This window comes from Nocardia nepalensis (assembly GCF_048910785.1).
In the GTDB taxonomy this organism is placed as follows: domain Bacteria; phylum Actinomycetota; class Actinomycetes; order Mycobacteriales; family Mycobacteriaceae; genus Nocardia; species Nocardia nepalensis.
Map to the genome: position 1 here is coordinate 336,468 of NZ_JBKBET010000040.1, position 20,455 is coordinate 356,922.

16 protein-coding genes and 1 pseudogene are annotated in these 20,455 nt (G+C 67.3%); 8 read left to right on the forward strand and 9 right to left on the reverse strand.

Annotated elements, in window-relative coordinates:
- Positions 1-12 precede the first annotated feature (12 nt).
- The 3 genes from mycP (at position 13) to ACHQ4I_RS38965 (ending at position 2,617) form a co-directional block, all read left to right on the forward strand.
- Complete coding sequence (mycP, locus tag ACHQ4I_RS38955; RefSeq protein WP_420776932.1) at positions 13-1,368, forward strand: type VII secretion-associated serine protease mycosin; 1,356 nt, start codon at positions 13-15, stop codon at positions 1,366-1,368.
- 59 nt (positions 1,369-1,427) lie between these two features.
- A complete protein-coding gene (locus tag ACHQ4I_RS38960) occupies positions 1,428-2,192 on the forward strand; it encodes a potassium channel family protein (protein ID WP_420776933.1) in 765 nt (254 codons plus the stop codon).
- 86 nt (positions 2,193-2,278) lie between these two features.
- Positions 2,279-2,617 (forward strand): winged helix-turn-helix transcriptional regulator, encoded by a 339-nt coding sequence (locus tag ACHQ4I_RS38965; protein WP_420776934.1) that lies wholly within the window; start codon positions 2,279-2,281, stop codon positions 2,615-2,617.
- 58 nt (positions 2,618-2,675) lie between these two features.
- Here ACHQ4I_RS38965 and eccB read toward each other — a convergent pair whose 3' ends face one another.
- Positions 2,676-4,163, reverse strand: coding sequence for a type VII secretion protein EccB (gene eccB / locus ACHQ4I_RS38970; RefSeq protein WP_420776935.1), 1,488 nt, complete (start codon positions 4,161-4,163; stop codon positions 2,676-2,678).
- A gap of 112 nt (positions 4,164-4,275) precedes the next feature.
- On the opposite strand from eccB, the gene eccE reads away from it, so the two are divergent.
- On the forward strand, positions 4,276-5,925 hold the full coding sequence (gene eccE, locus ACHQ4I_RS38975) for a type VII secretion protein EccE (RefSeq protein ID WP_420776936.1): 1,650 nt from the start codon (positions 4,276-4,278) through the stop codon (positions 5,923-5,925).
- A gap of 1,050 nt (positions 5,926-6,975) precedes the next feature.
- Here the strand turns inward: eccE and ACHQ4I_RS38980 are convergent.
- A complete protein-coding gene (locus ACHQ4I_RS38980; protein WP_420776937.1) occupies positions 6,976-7,536 on the reverse strand; it encodes an NADPH-dependent FMN reductase in 561 nt (186 codons plus the stop codon).
- A 157-nt stretch (positions 7,537-7,693) separates the two neighbouring features.
- Here ACHQ4I_RS38980 and ACHQ4I_RS38985 point away from each other — a divergent pair, with 157 nt between their 5' ends.
- Together ACHQ4I_RS38985 and ACHQ4I_RS38990 are read left to right on the forward strand one after the other, a co-directional pair.
- Entirely contained in the window at positions 7,694-8,536 is an 843-nt protein-coding gene (locus ACHQ4I_RS38985; protein ID WP_420776938.1) for an NAD(P)H-binding protein, read from the forward strand.
- Positions 8,537-9,467: 931 nt separating this feature from the next.
- On the forward strand, positions 9,468-10,448 hold the full coding sequence (locus ACHQ4I_RS38990) for a GAF domain-containing protein (protein WP_420776939.1): 981 nt from the start codon (positions 9,468-9,470) through the stop codon (positions 10,446-10,448).
- Positions 10,449-11,479: 1,031 nt separating this feature from the next.
- Here the strand turns inward: ACHQ4I_RS38990 and ACHQ4I_RS38995 are convergent.
- Positions 11,480-12,466 (reverse strand): annotated as a pseudogene (locus ACHQ4I_RS38995) (NAD-dependent epimerase/dehydratase family protein); the annotation flags it as partial.
- Between the two features lie 89 nt (positions 12,467-12,555).
- Positions 12,556-13,365 (reverse strand): S-methyl-5'-thioadenosine phosphorylase, encoded by an 810-nt coding sequence (locus ACHQ4I_RS39000; RefSeq protein ID WP_420776940.1) that lies wholly within the window; start codon positions 13,363-13,365, stop codon positions 12,556-12,558.
- 106 nt (positions 13,366-13,471) lie between these two features.
- Between ACHQ4I_RS39000 and ACHQ4I_RS39005 the strand changes: the two genes are divergently transcribed.
- Both ACHQ4I_RS39005 and ACHQ4I_RS39010 read left to right on the forward strand, forming a co-directional pair.
- Positions 13,472-14,425: an EamA family transporter gene (locus ACHQ4I_RS39005; RefSeq protein ID WP_420776941.1), complete on the forward strand. Its 954-nt coding sequence runs from the start codon at positions 13,472-13,474 to the stop codon at positions 14,423-14,425.
- Positions 14,426-14,508: 83 nt separating this feature from the next.
- Positions 14,509-14,850 carry a metal-sensitive transcriptional regulator gene (locus ACHQ4I_RS39010; RefSeq protein WP_420776942.1) on the forward strand — a complete coding sequence of 114 codons (342 nt, stop codon included), beginning with the start codon at positions 14,509-14,511 and terminating at the stop codon, positions 14,848-14,850.
- Between the two features lie 7 nt (positions 14,851-14,857).
- Here ACHQ4I_RS39010 and ACHQ4I_RS39015 read toward each other — a convergent pair whose 3' ends face one another.
- From ACHQ4I_RS39015 to ACHQ4I_RS39035, 5 genes are all read right to left on the reverse strand, one after another.
- On the reverse strand, positions 14,858-15,766 hold the full coding sequence (locus ACHQ4I_RS39015; protein WP_420776943.1) for a TAXI family TRAP transporter solute-binding subunit: 909 nt from the start codon (positions 15,764-15,766) through the stop codon (positions 14,858-14,860).
- Positions 15,763-17,187, reverse strand: a complete 1,425-nt coding sequence (locus ACHQ4I_RS39020) for a sensor histidine kinase (RefSeq protein WP_420776944.1) — start codon at positions 17,185-17,187, stop codon at positions 15,763-15,765. Before ACHQ4I_RS39020 ends, ACHQ4I_RS39015 begins: the two co-directional genes overlap by 4 nt.
- Positions 17,188-17,226: 39 nt before the next feature.
- The gene (locus ACHQ4I_RS39025; protein ID WP_420776945.1) at positions 17,227-17,886 is read right to left on the reverse strand and encodes a response regulator transcription factor; all 660 of its coding nucleotides are present in this window, start codon (positions 17,884-17,886) and stop codon (positions 17,227-17,229) included.
- A 46-nt stretch (positions 17,887-17,932) separates the two neighbouring features.
- Positions 17,933-19,324, reverse strand: a complete 1,392-nt coding sequence (locus ACHQ4I_RS39030) for an MFS transporter (protein ID WP_420776946.1) — start codon at positions 19,322-19,324, stop codon at positions 17,933-17,935.
- A 190-nt stretch (positions 19,325-19,514) separates the two neighbouring features.
- Positions 19,515-20,345, reverse strand: a complete 831-nt coding sequence (locus tag ACHQ4I_RS39035; protein WP_420776947.1) for an LLM class F420-dependent oxidoreductase — start codon at positions 20,343-20,345, stop codon at positions 19,515-19,517.
- Between the last annotated feature and the right edge of the window lie 110 nt (positions 20,346-20,455).

Here is a 20,455-nt window from a genome sequence, read left to right on the forward strand (position 1 = left end):
GTGGCGTTGGGCATGAGCGCGTCATTGGGTGTCGGCGTCGCGTCCGCGGATCACCCGCCTACGGTGAACCCGGGTCTGTTGCCTGCTGGTGATCCCGCGGCGCCGCCCGAAAAGACCGAGCGGCCAGCGAATTCCGATTGCTCGAATACCGTTTCCGGCGGTGAGGGCGCGACGATCCCCACGGCACAGCGCTCACTCGATCTGGACAGTGCGTGGCGGTTCTCCAAGGGCGAGGGCCAGACCATCGCGGTCATCGACACCGGTGTCGCTCGGCATCCCCGGTTGCCCGGACTGATCGCCGGTGGCGACTTCGTGGCGAACTCGGGTGACGGCACCGAGGATTGCGACGGGCACGGCACTTTCGTCGCGGGACTGATCGCCGCGTCGAAGGTGGACGGTCAGGGGTTCTCCGGTGTCGCGCCGGAAGCGCGCATCATGACGATCCGCCAGACCAGCAAGATGTATCAGAAGGAGGGCCGGTCCAGGGAGCGCAATCCCGACGACCTGCCCGAGGGCTACGGCAATCTGGCCACCATGGCCTCGGCGATCCGGCGCGCTGCCGACGCGAACGTCAGCGTCATCAATATCTCCGAGGTGTGGTGCGGTTCGTCCAATGACGTCGACGGATCCATCGGCGCCGCAGTGCGATACGCGACGCTGGAGAAGAACGTGGTCGTGGTCGTCGCCGCGGGCAACCAGGACGGCTCCTGCAAGACCGAGCAGCAGATCATCGATCCGCTCAATCCGTCCGCGGATCCGTGGAGCAACGTCAGGGTCAATGTGAGCCCGGCCCGCTGGGACGATTACGTGCTCTCGGTCGGCTCGATCGATTCGAACGGCGCACCGTCGAAGTTCACCGTGCCCGGCCCGTGGGTGAGCGTGGCCGCGCCTGGCGAGAATATGGTCTCGCTGGATCCGCGCGGGACCGGAACCGCCACCGGCACCGTGAATCAGCAAGGGCAGCAACAGGCGATGAGCGGGACCAGCTTCGCGACGCCACTGGTATCCGGTGTCGTCGCGCTCGTGCGTGCTCGTTTTCCGGAGTTGAGCGCGCTGGAAGTGGTGAAGCGGATGCAGGCCACCGCGCATGCGCCCGCCGAGGGGTGGAGTCCGTATATCGGTTACGGCGCGGTCGATCCGGTCGCGGCGCTGACCGATGAGGTGAGCAGCGCACCGCTGCCGCCCAAACGGCCGAGTCCGGCCAAGAGCACCCAGCTCGCGGTGCCCGCACCGGCGCCGCCCGCGGACCATCGGGCCCGCGATATCGCGCTGATCGGAACCGGGGTCATCGGCACCGCACTGGTTCTCGGCTACCTGGCCTCGTTCCCGATCCGGCGCCGGTTCGGCGTCAACTCGGAGGAGTTGTAGCGTCGTCGTGGCAAACGGCGGTACATAGGTGTCGCGCCCGATCGATCCAGGTAGTTCCCATGCACGCAACACAACACGACGGAGGACGACCGAGTCGTAGACAAACCTGGGAACGCACGACCGGTATCCCCATGCTGGTGCTGGCCGTGCTCTTCATCTGCGTCTACGCATGGCATGTGCTGGACACCGGTGCGTCGCCGCGACTCGATGCCTGGCTCGAACGGGTCGACATCCTGATCTGGGCGGTATTCGCCGCGGACTTCGGCGTCCGGACGTGGTTGTCCACCGATCGCTGGCGGTTCGTGCGCACGCACCCGCTGGAATTGCTGATCGTGCTGTTGCCGCCGTTTCGGCCGGTGCGGCTGTTGCGGGCGGCGCTGCTGGTGCTCGACCAACTCAACCGCAATCGGGTCACCCGCGCCCGTCTCGCGATATTCGTCGGCACCAGTTCGGCACTGACGCTGGTGCTGTGCAGTCTGGCGTTCTTCGACGCCGAATACGGTGCGCCCGATAGCAAGATCCACAATTTCGGCGACGCGCTGTGGTGGTCGATGGTGTCGGTCACCACGGTCGGCTACGGCGATGTGTATCCGGTGACGGTGCACGGCCGCCTGATCGCACTGATCCTGATGACCCTCGGCATCGGCCTGATCAGTTTCGCCATCGGCACCACGACCAGCTGGGTGATGGACCAGCTAAAGGCCGTCGAGGTGACCACCGACCGCACCGAAGGCGAGATCACCGTGCTGATCGACGAAATCCGCTCGCTACGAACCGAAGTCGCCGCATTGCGGGCCGCCGCGACTCCGGCCGTCGAGGACTAGACGAGGACTCCTCCGCCCACGTCCGGGCATCACCGAGACCTCGGACTCACTCGTCTGGTCGGGCCATCACGCCGAACGGGTTGTCGATGATGGACCGAATCCGGCCGGACCCAGCGCCCGGACACCGCCTGCCCGGTCGAGGTGGCGCTGTCGGCATCTCCGGCCGCTGGACAACCCTGGTGCTGCGGGAACTCATGCACGGTCCGAGCTCGTTCAGTGAGCTGGCCGAGCGGCTGCCGGAGATCAGCCCGAAGGTACTCACCGACCGCCTGCACGGCCTGCGCGACGACGGGCTGGTCAGCCAGGAAAGGCTGGCCGGATTCCCGATCCGCACCCGGTACGTTCTTACACCTGCCGGGGAAGCTTTGCGGCCCTTGCTGATCGAACTCTATCGGACCGGCGACCGGCTACTGCGTCTCCGATAAGCCACCAACACTGGGCACCGCACTACACAGCCCCTGCCCGACTTGCTCGTCTAGTCGCTCAGTTCGCCGATGCGACAGGCGATTTCGACGGTGACGGGTCCGCGGCGACGCCGTCGTGGGCGACCATGGCATCCGCGCGGGCCAGGCTCGGACCGGAGGCGAGCAGGCCGACGATCGGCCACGGCGCCGGTTCGGCCTTCGTACCCGAATCCGAATCCATGCCCAGCGCCTTCTCCGCATCGGCGTCCTTGACGCCGTAGCGGACACCGGTGTCGGCGATGTAGAACTTGCTGTCCTTGCGGCGGCTGTCCGGCTCGATGCCGGTGGTCTGGACGAATGCGCCCGTGCCCGGCGGAATGTAGACCGAATCGGCATTCGGACCGGAACCGTCCGCCTGGGCCAGCGGCACCAGTTTGGCCTTATCCGGAATCGGCAGTGCCACACCGGTCAGCACCGACAGCTCGGCGCGATTGCCGCCGTCCTTATTGTCCGCGGCGGCCGCCAGTGGCTTCCAGGACAGGCAGCTGATCGGCTGGTTCTTGTAGTCGATGATCGAGGGTGCGTGCTGCGGGTAGTCGTCGACTTTCAGTGTCTTGGAGACCCATGCGTTGGTTCGGTCTGCCTCGTCGATGCGGGTGTTGTCCGATGGGGAGCGGTTTGCGTTGCGGATGATGTCGGCCGTCAACTTCGAAATTTGCTGCAGACCATCCTGCAGCACGACGTAGTAGACGTCAGGCTGTGACGGCACCTGAACCACTTCCGCGATCCGGTGGTTGTTGGCCGGGTAGCTCACCGAACCACCCGGATTGTTGATCGGGGGCGGGACGATCGGCAGCACCTCGGGGATCGCATTGAGCAGACCCTCTCCGACCGGCCGGGGTATAGCGCCGGTGATACCGAGGGCGTCGGTGACGGCACGGTCGTTCATGTTGACCCGAGCGCGCTTGTTGTCATAGACCAGATACACGCTGTCTTTGCCCTTGACCAGCAGCGCCTTATCCCTGCCCATGACCGATGCCTTCTCGCCGAGCGAGAGCTCACCGGCCAGCACCGAGGTGGTGAGATCCTTACTGCCGTCGACCTTCAGCTGATCACAGACGGTCCAGATCCGCCCCTTGCCGTCCTTGTCGAAGCGCAGCGAGGAGGGCGCACCCGGGATGCCGATCAGCTGGCCGCGGGCCTTCTTGCCGATCTCGGATTCCTTGACGATGACGGCCTTGTCCGGCGAACCGGCGGCCAGCCGGGCCGATGCGAGGTTCAGCGTCGGGTGCACCACATCGTTGATCACCACGTAGACGCCGCCGGATTCCTTGCCGATCAGGATCTTATTGCTGCCGATCTTGTCCTGTGGGCGCAGCAGTGCGAGCACGCCGCAACCGGCCAGCACCACGATGGCCATGATCAGTCCGGCCGCGTACGCGCGGGACTGAGAGCGCATCGGATCGTGCAACATTCGCACGTCCCGGCGGACCAGGGCGTGCTCCATCCGGCGGACCAGGAAGCGGTAACCGCTCACCTGCCAACGTGTAGTGGGTTTTGAAGGCATGTTTCCCTCCCCGAACAATGCTCGCGTTCGCGGAACACAGTACAGTTCCCGAGGACTATTGTTCAGCTCGGCCGATGCGAAACGGCCGATACCGGGTACTTGGGGGATGACGATGGCCGAACAAGCCGGGGCGGGACCACGTCCGCTGCTCGGGCGCATCTCGCTGCGAAACCTGTTGATCGCGCAGGTGATCGGACTCGCGGCCGGATTGCTCGCCTTGTTCGCCGGACTGGGCGCGTGGCCCGCGTTGGGCGTCGCGGTGGTCGCGGGACTATTGCCGCTGATCCCGATCGCCAAGCGCACCATCCTGGACTGGATCGCCACCTGGTGGCGCTATCTGACCCGCAGCGATTACGAGATCGGCGACACCGTCGACTTCCGCGGCTCCGACGGGCGCTCACTCGGGCTGTACTGGGACGGCAGCCGGGTCGTCGCGGTCGTCGAGGTGCTGGCGCCCAAGGGCGGGCTGACTAGGATCGCCCGCACCACCGTGCACGCCTCGCACCTGCTGCCGCTGCCGGAACTGGCCAAATGCTTGAACCAGCACGACATTCTGCTCAGCGGCATCGACGTCATCAGCCACGGTCACCGCAGCCGCTCCGGCACGCCCGCGGGCAAGATCTACGAATCGCTGCTCGGGCCGCTGCCCGCCACCGCGCACCGCAATGTCTGGCTCGCCATCAGCTTCGACGCGATCGCCTGCCCGGAGGCCGCGGCCCGGCGCGGCGGCGGTAGTGAGGGCGCGTCGCGCGCGGTAACCATTGCGACGCAACGCATTATGCGCACCCTCGAGGACGCCGACTGCAGCGCCCGGATTCTCACCGCACCGGAGATCCGCAAGGCGGTCCTGCAGATCACCCAGGGCTTCGACCCGCGCACGCTGACCCACCGCTGGCGCTACGCCGAGATCGGCAACAGCGTGAACATCGGCAGCGCAGTGGATCCCAAGCGGCTCGGCTCGGATCTGCTCTCGCAGCTGTGGGTCGCGCCGTCGCGCGGTACCACGGTCGCGGTGCGGCTGCGTCCCGGTAGTTCGGCCGAATCGGTGAGCATCGGCGCGGCCTGGCGATTGACCGCACGGGAGCTGCCGGAACGCGGCAATCTCAAGGGTTTGATCTCGATGAACGGACGGCACCGCGACGGGCTGCTCGCGCATCTGCCGCTGGCCGTTCCGCATCTCGACGACGCCGTCCCGGTGACCGAGTACCCGATCGACGTGATCGGCGCACTCCACCTGCCGTCCTCGGGCTGCGGTCAGCTCATCGGCTCGGACGACGAGGGGCAGGGTGTCGCGGTCCGCATCGTCGGTACCGGCATCTCGACGGTTTATCTGGCCGGTGAGTTGTATCTGGCCCAGCAGTTGGTGTTTCGCGCGCTCGCGGTCGGTGAACGCATTCTCATCCGCACCGACCGGGCGCATGCCTGGGAGAACCTGGTGACCACGATCGGGAATCCGGAGCGGCTACAGATCGCAGTGGAGACGCATCAATCCGATGCCGGCTTCACGGCGACCGTGGTCGATGGTGTGCTCGCTCCCGCACCGCACGCCGGTGTCACGACAATCTACGTGACTGGAGATCCGATGGGCTGGCCCGCAACTCGACCAGATCTGTCGATCCACCAGCCGGGTGCCATCGGCAACCACGTGGTGCTGCGTACGGGGACTGCTCAAGTCGACCTGACGCTGGTGTCGATTCCGCGCGAGGCGACGTACATTGGGCACCCGAGGGGTCGGCGGGCGATGGCTGGGAGTCCGCAGTAACGCGCTTCGTTGCGCGGGATCAGGGCTTAGCGGGCGATTCGAGGGATGCAGAGCTGAGACGGCCGCTCTGAGCCGCGACCTACATCGGACACCGAGGGGTCGGCGGGCGATGGCTGCGAGTCCGCAACAACGCCCTTCGCTGCGCGGGATCAGGGCTTAGCAGGCGGTCCGAGGGATACAGAGCTGAGACGGCCGCTCCGAGCCGCGACCTACATCCGACACCCGAGAGGTCGGCGCGCGATGGCTGCGAGTCCGCAACAACGCCCTTCGTCGCGCGAGATCAGGGCTGAGCAGGCGGCCCGAGGATACAGAGCTGACAGGGCCGCTCTATATCGGACACCCGAGGGGTCGGCGGGCGATGGCCGGGAGTCCGCAACAACGCCCTTCGTTGCGCGCGATCGAGGCTGAGCAGATCCGAGGGATGCAGAGCTGAGAGGGCCGCTCTGAGCGGGCACACGAGGTGAGCGGGTTGGTTGGTCGGGCTGCGGTAGGTCCTGTGGTCGGGCACCGACAGCCCAGGTCCGGGCGGCCCAGGATTGCGGCTGGCCCGTGGTTTTCCCGAAGCCGTGCTGGGCGCGTCGTGTGCCGTACCCGGCTTACCTCCCGCAGTCGCATAGGCAGGCAACAGCTTCCAGCGTGGTCATCTGGCTGTGGTTGCGTTCTAGAGCAATTCATTGTCGAGGGTAGTCAAACGGCGGTTGCGGGTCGGCGGCCCAACCACCGTTTGACTCCCCTCGAAACGCTCGAGAACGCAACCACAGCCAGTCGACCGAGCTGGAAGCCGCGGGCCTGCCAACCCGGCTGCGGGAGGTAAGTCGGGTACGGCACACGACGCGCCCAGCACTGCACCGGCAAAACCACGGAACGCCAAACCATCCGGGTCCAGCACCCCCGAGAAGTCGGTGCAGAACAACAGGACCCACCGCAGCCCACCCAACCCGAACGCCACCACCCACCCCCCTCAGTTGGACATGTGATCACGTGGAATCTGTGGCGGCATCGCCCGAGAAGCCCCCGCCACCAGTGCCACCTGATCTTGATCGGCGGGGGTCAGCCTGGGTAGGGGTCTGTGGTGCGGGCGGTGCGGAGGGTTCTTGCCCACCAGGCTAGTTGGCGGATGAGGCGGTCCGCGGCGTCGATGGCGGCGCCGTCTTGGGTGTTGCCCGATTCGTCGAATTGCTTCTTCGCCTGGTGGAAGCTGACGGTTTCGCGGATCGAGACCATGTGGATTTCGGCGACCACCTGACGCAGTTGTTCAACGGCGCGCAGGCCGCCGGAGAGGCCGCCGTAGGAGACGAATCCTATCGGCTTGGCGCGCCATTCGTGTTTCGCGTTGTCGAAGGCGGTTTTCAGGGAGGCGGGGTAGCCGTGGTTGTACTCGGAGGTGATCGCGACGAAGGCGTCGGCGGCGGCAAGACGCTCGCGGTAGGCCGCTACCTCGGCGGTAGGGACGAGGTCCGTCGGGAGCGGGGTGGTCATGAGATCGATGACGCCGGTATCGAATTCGGGGCTGGCGCGGACCGTACGCAGAAACCAGTCGGCGACCACCGGAGCGAATCGCTCCGGGCGCGTACTGGCCACGATGACCTCTAGCCGTAGCGGAGTTTCCACTGCGCGAGCCTAACTCCGCTCGCCGCATGTACGGTCGAAGCGGGTGCGGCGATCTCGATTCGGTCGACACGGGCCGTTCCGGCAGGTTTACGGCGATTTCGCATCATGTGATGAGCAATTCGTCGACCGAACTCAGTGCGACACTGAAGGAGCGAACATGATCCTGGTAACCGGCGCGACAGGCAACATCGGCACGGAACTGGTTGCGGCGCTGAGCAATTCCGGTACTGCCGTGCGTGCGCTGGTCCGCGATCCCGCTCGCGCGCGGCTACCCGCCGGTGTCGATGCGGTGACGGGCGATCTGAATCGGCCGGAGAGCATGGCCGAGGCCCTGGACGGGGTCACCGGGATGTTCCTGCTGCCGGGCTACGCGGACACCCCCGACCTGCTCGCCCGCGCGAAAAAGGCAGGCGTGCAGCATGTCGTCCTGCTCTCGGGTGGTTCGGCGGCGCTCGAGGATATGAACAACGCGGTCTCCGCCTATATGACGCAAGCCGAGCGGGATGTGCGCGAATCCGGACTGGCATGGACCTTCCTGCGCCCGCGCTCGTTCATGTCGAATGCGCTGCGCTGGTTGCCCCAGCTCGCGCAGGGCGACGTGATCCGCGCCCAGTTCCCCGACGTGCCCGTCGCCGCCATCGACCCCGCCGATATCGCGGCCGTCGCGGCGGTCGCCCTGACCGGCGGCGAACTGGCGGGCCGAATCCTCGAACTGACCGGCGCACGGGCACTGCTGCCCGCCGACCAGATCGCGGTGCTCGCCGATGTGCTCGATCGACCGTTGGTATGTCACGGACTGACCAACGCGCAGACGCGGGCCGAACTCGAAGCCACCATGCCGCAAAAGTACGTCGAGGCCTTCTGGAGCTTCTTCGTCGACGGCACACTGGACGAATCCCAGGTGTACCCCACCGTCCAGGAGGTAACCGGCCGAGAACCGCGCAGCTTCGAACAGTGGGCGCACGCACACGCCGACGCCTTCGCGACCCCGGCGCAGTAGCCCGAACGAGGTCGATGCCCGAAAGTGGCGCGACGCCACGAGCCAGCCGACCATTGCACTAACCAGACGCGTCGAGCCAGCACCTGACCGACCTCGGTACCAACCGGCTACATTCGACGAACGGCACGACACAAGCCGACCAGGCACGGCACTAGCCGGACGCGTCGAGCCAACGCTCAACCGGCCCATGTGCCAATCGGATACGTTGGGCAACGGCACGACACGAACCGACCAAGCACGGCACTGAGCAGACGCGTCGAGCCAACGTCCGACCGGCCTCGGTGCCAAGCGCAATAGACCGAAAGCGGTCGCCGAACGTGGCACCACGCCACGAGCGCACCGACCACTGGGCTGACCAGACGCGTCGAGCCAACGCACGACCCGCCTCGGTACCAACCGGATACGTTGGGCAAACGGCACGACGCGAACCGACCAGGCACGGCACTAACCAGACGCGTCGAGCCAACACCCGACCGACCTCGGCACCAACCGGACCTTGGGCAACAGCACGACACAAGCCGACCAGGCACNGACCGGCCTCGGCGCCAACCGGATACCTTGGGCAACAGCACGACACAAGCCGACCAGGCACGGCACTAACCAGACGCGTCGAGCCAACACCCGACCGACCTCGGCGCCAACCGGATACCTTGGGCAACAGCACGACACGAACCGACCAGGCACGGCACTAACCAGACGCGTCGAGCCAACGCTCGACCAGCCCATGTGCCAACTGGATACGTTGGACTAACCGCACGACGCGAATCGGCCGGGCGCGGCATACGCTGGAGATGTCGGTTTCGATCGAACACGGGGGGACGGCTTACGCGCTGACTGCTGTCGGGTCGTGCACTATATGCACTGGCTATCAGCGGTGACGGTGTCGTAGGTTCGAGGGTGGGAGGGGGACGAAGTGATCGTTGAGCGCTGGATGCTGGTTGAAACGTTGGGGGGCGCCGACAGTTGGTCGGTGCTGGCGGTCGGAACGGCGCCGCGCGAATGGAAGTCGTTTCAGCGGGCCGTGCCCATTCGGCTGCAGTCGCTGGTTGCCGCCGCGCATGCGAGTGGGTCGGTGGTGGATCAGGTGCTGCCGCTGTCTCGGCAGGCATGGTCGGGGCGGCATTTGCGGGCCGTGCCGATAATCGGTCAGGACAAGCAGGTGTACGGAATCCATCTGTGGGTCGGGACCGGTGATCCGCCGCCGCGGCCCGGGGTCGCGCCGTTCCTGGTCGATGCGCGCACCCGTCGCATGGATGCGCTGATGAGTGGCCTCGGGCCGCATTTCGATGTCGACCGCACCCACTGGGTCGGCGCCGAATCCTTCGAGATGGTCGAACGATTCGACGGCGCACTGGATCTCGTCGCCACCCTCACCCGCTCCGAACCCGCCTCCCGCTGGCTCGGCACGGCCACCGTGCATTCGAAGGTTGGCCCGCGTTCGCTGCTGGTGGCAACCCGTAATTCCGACAATGTCGCGGATCGACACCGCTGGCTCGGCCTGGCCGTCGACGTCACCGACAGCGTCGCACCGCAACGAAAGACCTTCGAGGCGACCGCCCTCGATATGCTGCGCCGCGCCCAACCCAACCTCTACCTCGCGATCGTGGACACCGCCCAGATCCGATTGATCCGCTGGGTCACCGAACCCGTCCCCGCGATGCGCTGGGCCAGCATCGACGAACGCACTGTCCCGCATCCGGAAGACCGATCCCGAATCATCGCCGCACGCAACACAATGCTCTCCGGCGCGGCCCGCGAACAACTCCGCGGCGTCCGCCTGGCATCGGAAAACGACGGCTGGATCATCGCCGACCTGGAGATCTCCCCCCTCCCCGCCGGCACCCCCGACTCCCCCTCCCCCGAATTCGTCCTGGTGCAACTCGAAATCGTGGAAAACCCCGGACACCCCTGACCGCTCACACCCGCGGAGCGAACAAGGGCACCAGACCGCGCGGCAGCTTGCCACCGGACATACACCCGCCGGATACCAACGGGCGCAAGGCGGACGAGAATTTCGCGCGCAGTTCATCAGGAACGGTGTGACCGACGAGGTGTCGGCGCAGGCCGCCCACGCCCAAGGGCTACTCGGCACACCGGCGTGATGACCACCGCGACAAGGGATCCGGTGCCATTCAGGCGATCCGCCCCGAAGTACCAAGCCCCTCCGATCCGATCAGTCGCCGAACATCTGCCTCCCATGCACTGGATTTCCGGGCGGCAACGCGGACTAGGGCGGCGCCGCAGCTCCCGGGCTCGACGCAGAGGGTTCCAGCTTGGAGCGCCGATCTCACTCAACTGGCGGCGTCACCCACCGCTGGACTTCAGGCCTCGACGCAGGCACTTCCACCCAGGAGAGCCCTCTTACTCCGCTGGCGGCATCACCGACCACTCGACGACGGCTCCCCACCTCGACACAGCCGCACCACCCAGCAGACCCCCCACTCCGCTGGCGGCATCACCAACCACTCGATGACGGCTCCCGGGCTCGACGCAGAGGGTTCCAGCTTGGAGCGCGACTCACTCAACTGGCGGCGTCGCCGACCTCTGGATGGCGGCTTCCGCCCTCGGCGCAGACGCTCCACCCGGGAGCGCCGACTCGCTCGGCTTTGGTGTCGACGGCCTCGGCATGGCGATCTCCGCTCTCAGGGCAGCCAAATCGGGCGATGGGGCGGCAACGTTCACGTTCGGTGTCGCCGATTCCGGGTTGGGCGCGGCGGTTTTCATGTTCGCTGCTGCAGCGTTCGGTTGCGGGTCTGCAGCCTTCGCGATCGGTGTAGCGGGACGCGACTGACGTTCGGGGGCGGGCGGGTGCGGGTCCGCGGCCTTTGCGATCGACGCGGCGGGATGCGGCTCGGGACGTTGTGGCGCGGGGGCGTTCGGAGCGACCCGTACGTGCAGCGGAGCGGACTCCGGGCGGGGTGTGGTCGTTTCCACTGCGGGTGCCGCGAGTTCGGCCAGGCCTTGGGCGGGTGGGATTCGGGCGGTGAAACCCAGGGCGCGCCTGGCTCGTTCCGGGTCGGCGACGATGTGGCGGACGTCGCCGAGACGGTAGCGGCCGGTCACCATCGGGGCCGGGCCGCCGCGGGCCCTGGACATGATCGAGGCGACCTCCCACATGGTTATCGGGTGGCCGGAGGCGATATTCAGGGGTACGAAGCCGGGCAGGCGGCGGTCTACCGCGGCGACCGTGGCGGCCACGATGTCGTCCACGTGCACGACATCCCTGACCTGACCTCCGTCCTCATCGACCAGTGGCGGCTGTCCGAGATCCAGTGCGTCGAGGAACTTTCCGATGAATCCGGAGCGCGCGCCGCCCTCGCCGTAGCCATTGTGATACCGCAGGGCCGTGACGCCCGCACCGGTGGCCAAACCCCAAGCGAGGGTATAGTTTTCCTGGGCCAGCTTGCTGGCCGCGTAGCTGCCGCGCGGACGCAGCGGGGCATCCTCGGTGACCGGCTCCCAGGTGAGCAGTTCCCCGGTGCGCGGGGCGAGGTGGTCGAACATGCCTCGATCCAGATCAGTGCGCCGCCGCAGACCGGGAAAGAACGGCCCACTGTTCATTCCGCGATAGCGCCCCTCCCCGTACACCACGATGGACGAGGCGAGCACCAGATGACGAACCTTTGCCCGCCCCATCACATCGAGCAATACCGCGGTGCCGAGATCGTTGTGCGCGGCGAACACCGCCGATTCGGGCGCGGAGGTGACGGCCGCGAGATGGCATACGGTGTCGACACCGCGCAGCAATGGCTCGAGCGCATCGGCATCGCGCACATCTACCCGTGAAACCCCGTCCGGCACCCTCGCATCCGGCCCGTGCGCCCCTTCGAAGAGCACATCGACACCTACCACCTCGTGTCCGGCCGCGGCCAACGCTGTCCGCAACCGCGACCCGATGAACCCGACTGCCCCGGTGACCAGCACTTTCATCGCATCCACACCCCGCGTTCGGCTCCGAACCCAATCTGAGTCAGGGTAGTTCGTACATGTCGGTGATCAATGCAGCTGGCTGCACCGAGTCACGGTAGTTCGAACGGGAGCGACACTCCCGCATGGACACGGCAGCGATCGCAGGTGTCGGTTCCGGTGACCGCGGAGACCGACCGCCGGATCAACTCCTTGAACGGACCGAGGTTCTTCTTGAATTCGGCGAAGACATCGACCGCGTGCACGCCGTCGCCCTCCTCCAGGCCCGCATCCAGGTCGGTCACCAAAGCGACTGCGGCATAGCACATTTCGAGCTCACGGGCGAGCACCGCCTCGGGGTGTCCGGTCATATTGACCAGCTCCCAGCCCTGCGCGGCGAACCAGCGGCTCTCGGCCCGGGTCGAGAAGCGCGGACCCTGCACCACGACCATGGTGCCCGAGGCCTTCATCGGCAACGCGTCGGTCGCGGATTTCGTTGCCGCGGAGCGCAGTTCGTCGCAGTACGGGTCGGCGAAGGAGACGTGCACGCCGCCGCCGTCGAAGTAGGTCTGCGCACGGCCGGAGGTCCGGTCGACCAGCTGATCCGGCACCGCGACGGTACCCGGCCCCCAGTCCGCGCGCAGGCTGCCGACCGCGCACGGCGCGAAGATCCGCCGCACCCCGATCGAGCGCAGCGCCCACATATTGGCCCGGTACGGCACCGTATGCGGCGCGAATTCGTGCTGCTTGCCGTGCCGGGGCAGGAAGGCCACCGGGCGACCCTCCACCTCACCGACCGCGATCGGCGCGCTCGGCTTGCCGTAGGGCGTCTCGACCTCGACGGTGGTCGCCTCGTTATCGAAGAAATCGTAGAAGCCACTACCGCCGATCACGGCGAGCGCGGGCCGAACATCCAAACTCATGCACCGATTCTCTCGCCCGGCCCCGTTCCCCGACCACACGGGTCCACATCCGGCCAACTGGACCTTCGTTCATCATGACCTGACTTGGTTGGGTGATGGAGGTGCTGTGAGTTCGTCGCGTGCGCGCGCCGGGGTGTGGCTGACCGTGGGCAGCGGGCTGGCCTTCGCCAGTTCCGGTCCGCTGGCGAAATCGGTGCTTGCGGTCGGCTGGTCCCCGGGGGCCGTATTGGCGATCCGGCTGAGCGGCGCGGCCGCGGTCATGCTCATGGTCGCGGCGCTCAGCGATCCGAGCGGACTGCGCGGCAGCCTGCGCCACCTGCGCACCGTCGGCGCGTTCGGGGTGATAGCGGTGGCCGGGGTGCAGGCCAGCTTCTTCTTGTCACTGCCCTATCTGCAGGTCGGCGTGACGCTGATGATCCAATTCCTGGCGCCGATCGCGGTGATCGCCTGGAACTGGGCCGCGCGCGGGCGACGGCCGTCCGGAGCGACCGTCCTCGGCGCGGCGGTTGCGCTCGGCGGCGCCGCGCTGGTCATCGACATCTTCGGCGCGGACGGGATCAGTCTGATCGGACTGGGCTGGGCCGCGGTATCGATGCTGTGCAACGCGGTGTTCTTCCTGCTGTCCGAGCGCACCTCGGATTCGCTCAGCCCCGTCGTACTGCTCGGCTCCGGCCTGTCGGTAGCCGCCGCGACCGCGTGGACGCTCGGCCTGACCGGGCTGCTGCCGGTGCTGTTCGGCGATGCCGATACCGCGCTCGCCGAACAGCACATTCCGGTCTGGCTGTCGCTGACGCTGCTGGTCACCATCAGCACGGTGGTGGCGTATGCGTGCGGCGTCGCGGGCGCGGCGCGGATCGGTTCCACGCTGATGTCGCTGATACTGCTGAGCGAGGTGCTGTTCGCGGTGGTGTTGTCGTGGCTGCTGCTCGACGAATCGGTCTCGCCGGTGCAGATGATCGGCGGGGTGCTGGTGGTCGGCGGCATCGCGCTGGCCCGCAGCGGCGCCGAACATCGAACCCGCACGCCAGCGCCCGACGCGGCGGAGCACACGCCGACCTGACAATTCCCCGTCGACACTGTACCCTAGGGGGGTATTAAATCCAGGTCCGGCCGGAGATCCGGCAAGCAGCGAGGAGACAGTCGGTGACACCCACTCCGCACAATGACACCGCGGCCGAGGGCGCAACCACCCACGACCATTCCTCCCACGGCTACATCACCGCCAAGGACGACTACCTCAAGCGCCTGCGCCGAATCGAGGGCCAGGCCCGCGGCCTGCAGCGCATGGTCGAGGAAGAGAAATACTGCATCGACATCCTCACCCAGGTCTCCGCGATGACGAAGGCACTGCAAGCCGTGGCGATGGGTCTGCTGGAGGACCACATCAGCCACTGTGTGGTGGACGCGGCGGTCGCCGGTGGTCCGGAGGCCGACGCCAAGATCAAAGAGGCCACCGACGCCATCGCGCGCCTGGTTCGTTCCTGACCGGCGCTCAGCCGTGCCGTCGTCGGTAGACCGCCGCCGCGCCCGGATGCAAAGGGACGGAATCGGTCCCGATGAGTGAGCGAGTATCCAGGAACTGAGTGCCCGCCGCCTCGGCCGGTACCAGTGCGTCCGCGCGGGAGACCAGCAGATCGACGATCGCTCCGGCCGTGGCGTCCGACATGGCCGGAGCGGCGAGCAGCAGGTTCGCCACGCCGATCGTGCGGATCGCGCCGCCGCCGTCATAGGCGTCGGCGGGAATCTCGACCAGGTCGTAGAGATGTCCGAACCGTTCTCGCATCGGCGCGGCCAGCTCACCGAGTTCGACGAGCCGCAGACGCTGCGGCACGTCGAGCACGTCGGTGGGCACGCCACCGGCCCACAGCAATGCGTCCAGCTCACCGGATTCCACGCCCGCCACCGCATCGCGTAGCGGTCGATGCGAGATGTCCACGTCCGCACCGGGATTCATGCCAGCGGCCCACAGCAGCCGCTCCCCGGTCACCGCAGCGCCGGATCCCGCGGCGCCGAGGTTGACTCGGGCTCCCCGCAGATCGGTGACCCGCTGGATCGGACCGTACGCCCGCACCGCCAGCTGCAGATAGTTCTCGTACACCCGGCCGAGCGCCAGGATCGGCTCCCGCTCCCCCTGCACCGAATCCGCGAGCGCCAGTGCGGCATCCACCCGTCCGCTCGTCAGCATCGCCAGATTTTCCTGTGATCCGGTTGTCGTCACCGGTTCGATCCGCACCGTTCCCTCGTCCGCGGCGACGGCCGCGAGCAGACGCGCGAACGCGTGGTAGAAGCCGCCGACCTCACCGGAGGCCAGCCGCACCTTGGCCACGTCTCGACCACATCCGGACGCACCGGCCGCGATACCGAGACCGGTGAGCGCCAAGAACTTCCGCCGCGTGATCACGTCCGCACCGCCTGCGGCAGGCGGATCTCGATGGCGAGTCCGTGCGGTTCGACGGGCAGCACCGTCAGGGTGCCGCCGCGCGCCTGGGCCAGCGCCGCGGCAATCGGGAGGCCGAGACCGGAACCGCCGGAGGAGGCCCCGGAGCCGCGGAAGAAGCGGGTGGTCAGCTTGTCGATCTCCGCGGGTTCGACACCGGCTCCATTGTCGCGGACGGTCACCGTCACCCAACCCGGCTCGGTATCGACCACCATGACGGTCTGCGCGCCGGATCCGGCGTAACTGCACGAATTGCTCAGTGGCACATCGAGAATCTGTGCGAGCACGTCGGCGGAGACCGCGGTGTCGGCCGCGTGCGCGACGGGTGCCGCACGCAATTCCTGCCCGGCGTTCTCGTAGGCGGAGTACCAGGCGTCGACCCGGTCGGCGACCACTTGTACCGCGTCGCAATGGTTTTCGGCATCGGTGGGGGTGCGCGCGGCCTCGAAGGCGGCGGGCGTCTCGGCGACCGCCAAACTCAGCAGGCCATCGAGCAGTGCGGTCAGACGGTCGACCTCGGCACCGGCACTGCGGAAGGTGGCGACCGCGCTATCCGGGATCGAGCCCTCCAGGGAGTCGAGACGAATCGTCAAGGCGGCGAGCGGATTTCGCATGGCATGCGCGGTATCGGCGACCAGCTGACGTTGCGCGTCCGCCGAATCGGCCACGGCCAGCGCCATGGCGTCGAAGGATTCCGCGACCGCCCGCATCTCCGGCGGACCGCCGTGATGTCGGGCGATCGAGACGTGCGCGGCGGCCTCGGCGCGCGGCTTCGGCAGGGTCGCGGTCAGTTCGGCGACCGCCTGTGACAGCGCCGCCAGCGGACGCAGCACCCAGCGGCTCAGGCTCAGCGCCAGCATGGTGAACACGACCATCGCCAGCACCGCTCCGACCGCTATCACCGCCCACCCGCGGGCGATATCGCGGCGAGCGCGCGCGGTGGAGGCCTCGATCACCACCGCGCCGTTGACCTGCACCCCGGTGCCGACGGGCCGGGCGATCAGCACCGTGGGCCCGCTCCACGGGGTCAGCCGATACACCGGCTGGGGCCGCTGGTTGCGGCGGGCGGCGGCGACCGCGGCCTCGACCGGCGCCGAGGCCACATCCACCCCGGCGTTCACCGTTCTGGTGCCGCGGGCATCGACAACCAGCACATTCTCCGCGTACAGATCGTGGTAGCGGCCGACCTCGTCGGCCAGCGCCCGGCTGTCGCCCTCGACGACCGCGACATCGGCGAGGCTGGCGAAGCGGTCGGCGTCGCCGGAGCGATCGGCCACGAATTCCTGGGTCCGGCTGGTCGCGAAGGTCAGCGACAGCGGTACCGCGAAGGCGAAGACCGCGATCGCCGCGAATACCGTCAGCGCGACGAGTAGCCGTCTGCGCATGCTGGCTCCGCTCCTACTAGGTCTCCCGGGCCAGCACGATCACTGACCCCAGCGGTAACCGTAGCCGCGAATCGTGGTGATCAGCCCAGGTCGGTCCAATTTCGCGCGCAGCCCGGTCATGTGTACGTCCAGCGAACGCGATACCGCGACGAACGCGTCGCCCCAGATTCGGTCCATCAGCTGCTGGCGGCTGACCGCGGCGCCCGGCCGCTCCACCAACGCCTCCACCAACTCGAATTCCTTCTGGGTCAACGCGATCGGCCGCCCGGCGACCTCGACCACTCGGGCCGCGAGATCGACCCGCACATCTCCGGTGACCACCTCGGCCCGCTCCGGTTGCGATCCGGCGGCCGCGCGCCGCACGACATTTTCCAGCCGCGCCATCAATTCCGCGATCCGCGGCGGTTTCACCAGATAGTCGTCGGCGCCGCCGCGCAGCCCGCGCACGATCGAGCGTTCGTCGCTGCGCGCGGTCAGGATCAGCACCGGCACCGAACTCACCTCACGCAACTGGCGCAGCACGTGCAGACCATCGCCGTCGGGCAGTCCGAGGTCCAGGATGACCGCGTCGTAACCGCGGTGCGCGGTGAGCAGATCGGCGCCGCGGCGTTTGCGTTCGGCCTGATAACCGCGGGCGTTGAGCGCTTCCACCAGCGCGTCGCCTACCCCGTCATCGTCTTCGACCACCGCCAGCCGCACACGCCGATCCTCCCACAGCGCAGGATCGGCGCGTGCGCTCGGGCGTTCAGGATCGGACCGCTGCGAGATCACGGTCCGGCTCAGCGGCTGGCGCATCTGCCTTGGTGAGCGAAATATCGGCATCGGCGTCGATGGCCGACCCGCTCGAGGTCTCCCGCATGAACCAGTAGGTGATCAGCGAGACTCCGATGCATCCGGCGACGTACCAGAAGTACAGCGATTCGTGATGGGCCTGCTTCAGCGATAGCGCGATGGTCTCGGCGGTGCCGCCGAAGATCGCGACGGTCAGCGCGTAGGGCAGGCCGACGCCCAGTGCGCGGATCCTGGTCGGGAACAGCTCGGCCTTCACGATGGCATTGATCGAGGTGTAGCCGGAGATGATGACGAGCGCACCCATCATCAGTGCCCACGCGGCGATCGGGTTCTTGGTATGCGCGAGCACGGTCATGATCGGCACGGTCAGCAGGCTGCCCGCGACGCCGAAGAAGATCAACAGTTTGCGCCGTCCGACGCGGTCGGAGAGCGCTCCGGCCAGCGGCTGCAGCACGACGAAAACCAACAGCGCGATGAAGTTGATCCACGAGACGGTCGACTTGGAGATGCCCGAGGTATTGATCATGAACTTCTGCATGTAGGTCGTGTAGGTGTAGAACGCGACCGTGCCGCCCAGCGTCAGGCCGATCACCAGCAGGCATTCCCGGGGGTACTGCAACAGCATTCGCAGCGAACCGCGCGCGGGCTGCCGGGCGCCGACCGCTTCCGGAACCCGCTCGGCCTCGACTTCGGCCTGGAAGTGTTCGGATTCGTCCATGCTGCGCCGCAGCCACATCACGATGAGCGCGGCCGCCGCACCGATCACGAACGGAATGCGCCAGCCCCAGTTGGTCATCTGGGCGTTGTTCAAGAACTGCTGCAGGATGATCTGCACGCCGAGCGCGACCAACTGGCCCGCGACCAGCGTGACGTATTGGAAGCTCGAATAGAATCCGCGCTTACCTGTCGAGGCCACTTCGGACAGATACGTTGCGCTGGTGGCGTATTCGCCGCCCACCGAAAGCCCCTGCAACAAGCGGGCCAGCAACAGCAGCACCGGCGCGGCGATCCCGATCGTCTGGTAGCCCGGCGTCACCGCGATCAGCAGCGAACCCGCGGCCATCACCGTCACCGAGAGGGTGAGCGCCGAGCGACGTCCGAACCTGTCCGCATAGCGCCCCAGCGCCCAGCCGCCGAGCGGCCGCATCAGGAACCCGACCGCGAAAACCGCTGCGGTGGAGAGCAATTGCGCGGTGGAATCGCCCTTCGGGAAGAATGATTTCGCGAAGTACACGCTGAACGCGGCGTAGACATACCAGTCGTACCACTCGACAAGATTGCCGATGGAACCACGCAATACGTTCGCGACCACCCGGCGCTCGCCCACGGGCTGTGTCGTAGTCACAGGATCTCCTTCTTCGACGCGGCCTTGCGTCGTTCGGAGACCAGTGTGTTGGCAGTCACAGCGCCGATGGAAGCGCACAGCGACTTTTCTAACGCTTACTTAGGAATGTCGGTGGGCCGTGGCAGACTCCCCGCTAATGGCGCCCTACACCTCGGACCGATCGGCCACCTAGGCCGATCGGCCCGCGGTCTCAGGAATGTTTCGCCAGGAATGGGGCCAGCGTGCGTAGGGTGGCAGGCTCGTCATCGAGGGCCTGGAGCACGACGTGGTCGGCGCCTGCGGTCAGGTGGGCGGTGAGTTGGTCGACGACCGACTCGGGGGTGCCGTGTGCGACGAGGGCGTCGTAGAGGCGGTCGCTGCCGGGCTTGGTCACATCGTCTTCGGTGAAGCCGAGTCTGCGCAGGTTCGCGACGTAGTTCTGCAGGTCGAGGTAGAACTCGACGCGCGGGCGGGCGGTGGCACGGGCCCGGGCCGGATCCTCGTCCAGGACCACCTTGTGTTCGGTCGCGAGCAACGCGCCTTCGCCGAGCACCGCGCGGGCGCGTGCGGTGTGCTCCGGGGTGACGAGGTAGGGCAGCGCGCCCGCGGAACGCTCCGCCGCCAGCTTCAGCACGCGCGGCCCCAGCGCCGCGAGGGCGCGCCGCTCCTTGGGCACCCCAGCGGCGTCCAACTCGTCGAAGTATTCGACCAGCGCGTCATAGGGCTTGCGATATTCGCCCTGGTGTTCGGGATGGCCAGCGCCGAGGCCGAGCAGGAACCGACCCGGGAAGCGCGCGTCGATCCGGTGGAACGACTCCGCGACCTGCTTCGCGGGCGCCGTCCAGATGTTCACGATGCTGGTCGCCACGGTGATCGACTCGGTCGCGTCGAGCAGCGATTCGATCACGGGCAGTTCGGCGGGCGGGGATGAGCCGAGCCACAGCGTGCCGTAGCCGAGCTGCTCCAGTTCCTGCGCGTCCGCCGGGGTGAACCCCAGGTAACCGCGCCATACACCGAACCGTCCGAGATCTTTGATCGCCATGCCCGGAGCCAACGGCCGTGCCGCCGTTACTATTCCGACCGCCCGACCGAAAATCTCGATGATCTGTTAGCACTCTCGGCTTGCGAGTGCTAACTTGGATAGTGCACAGC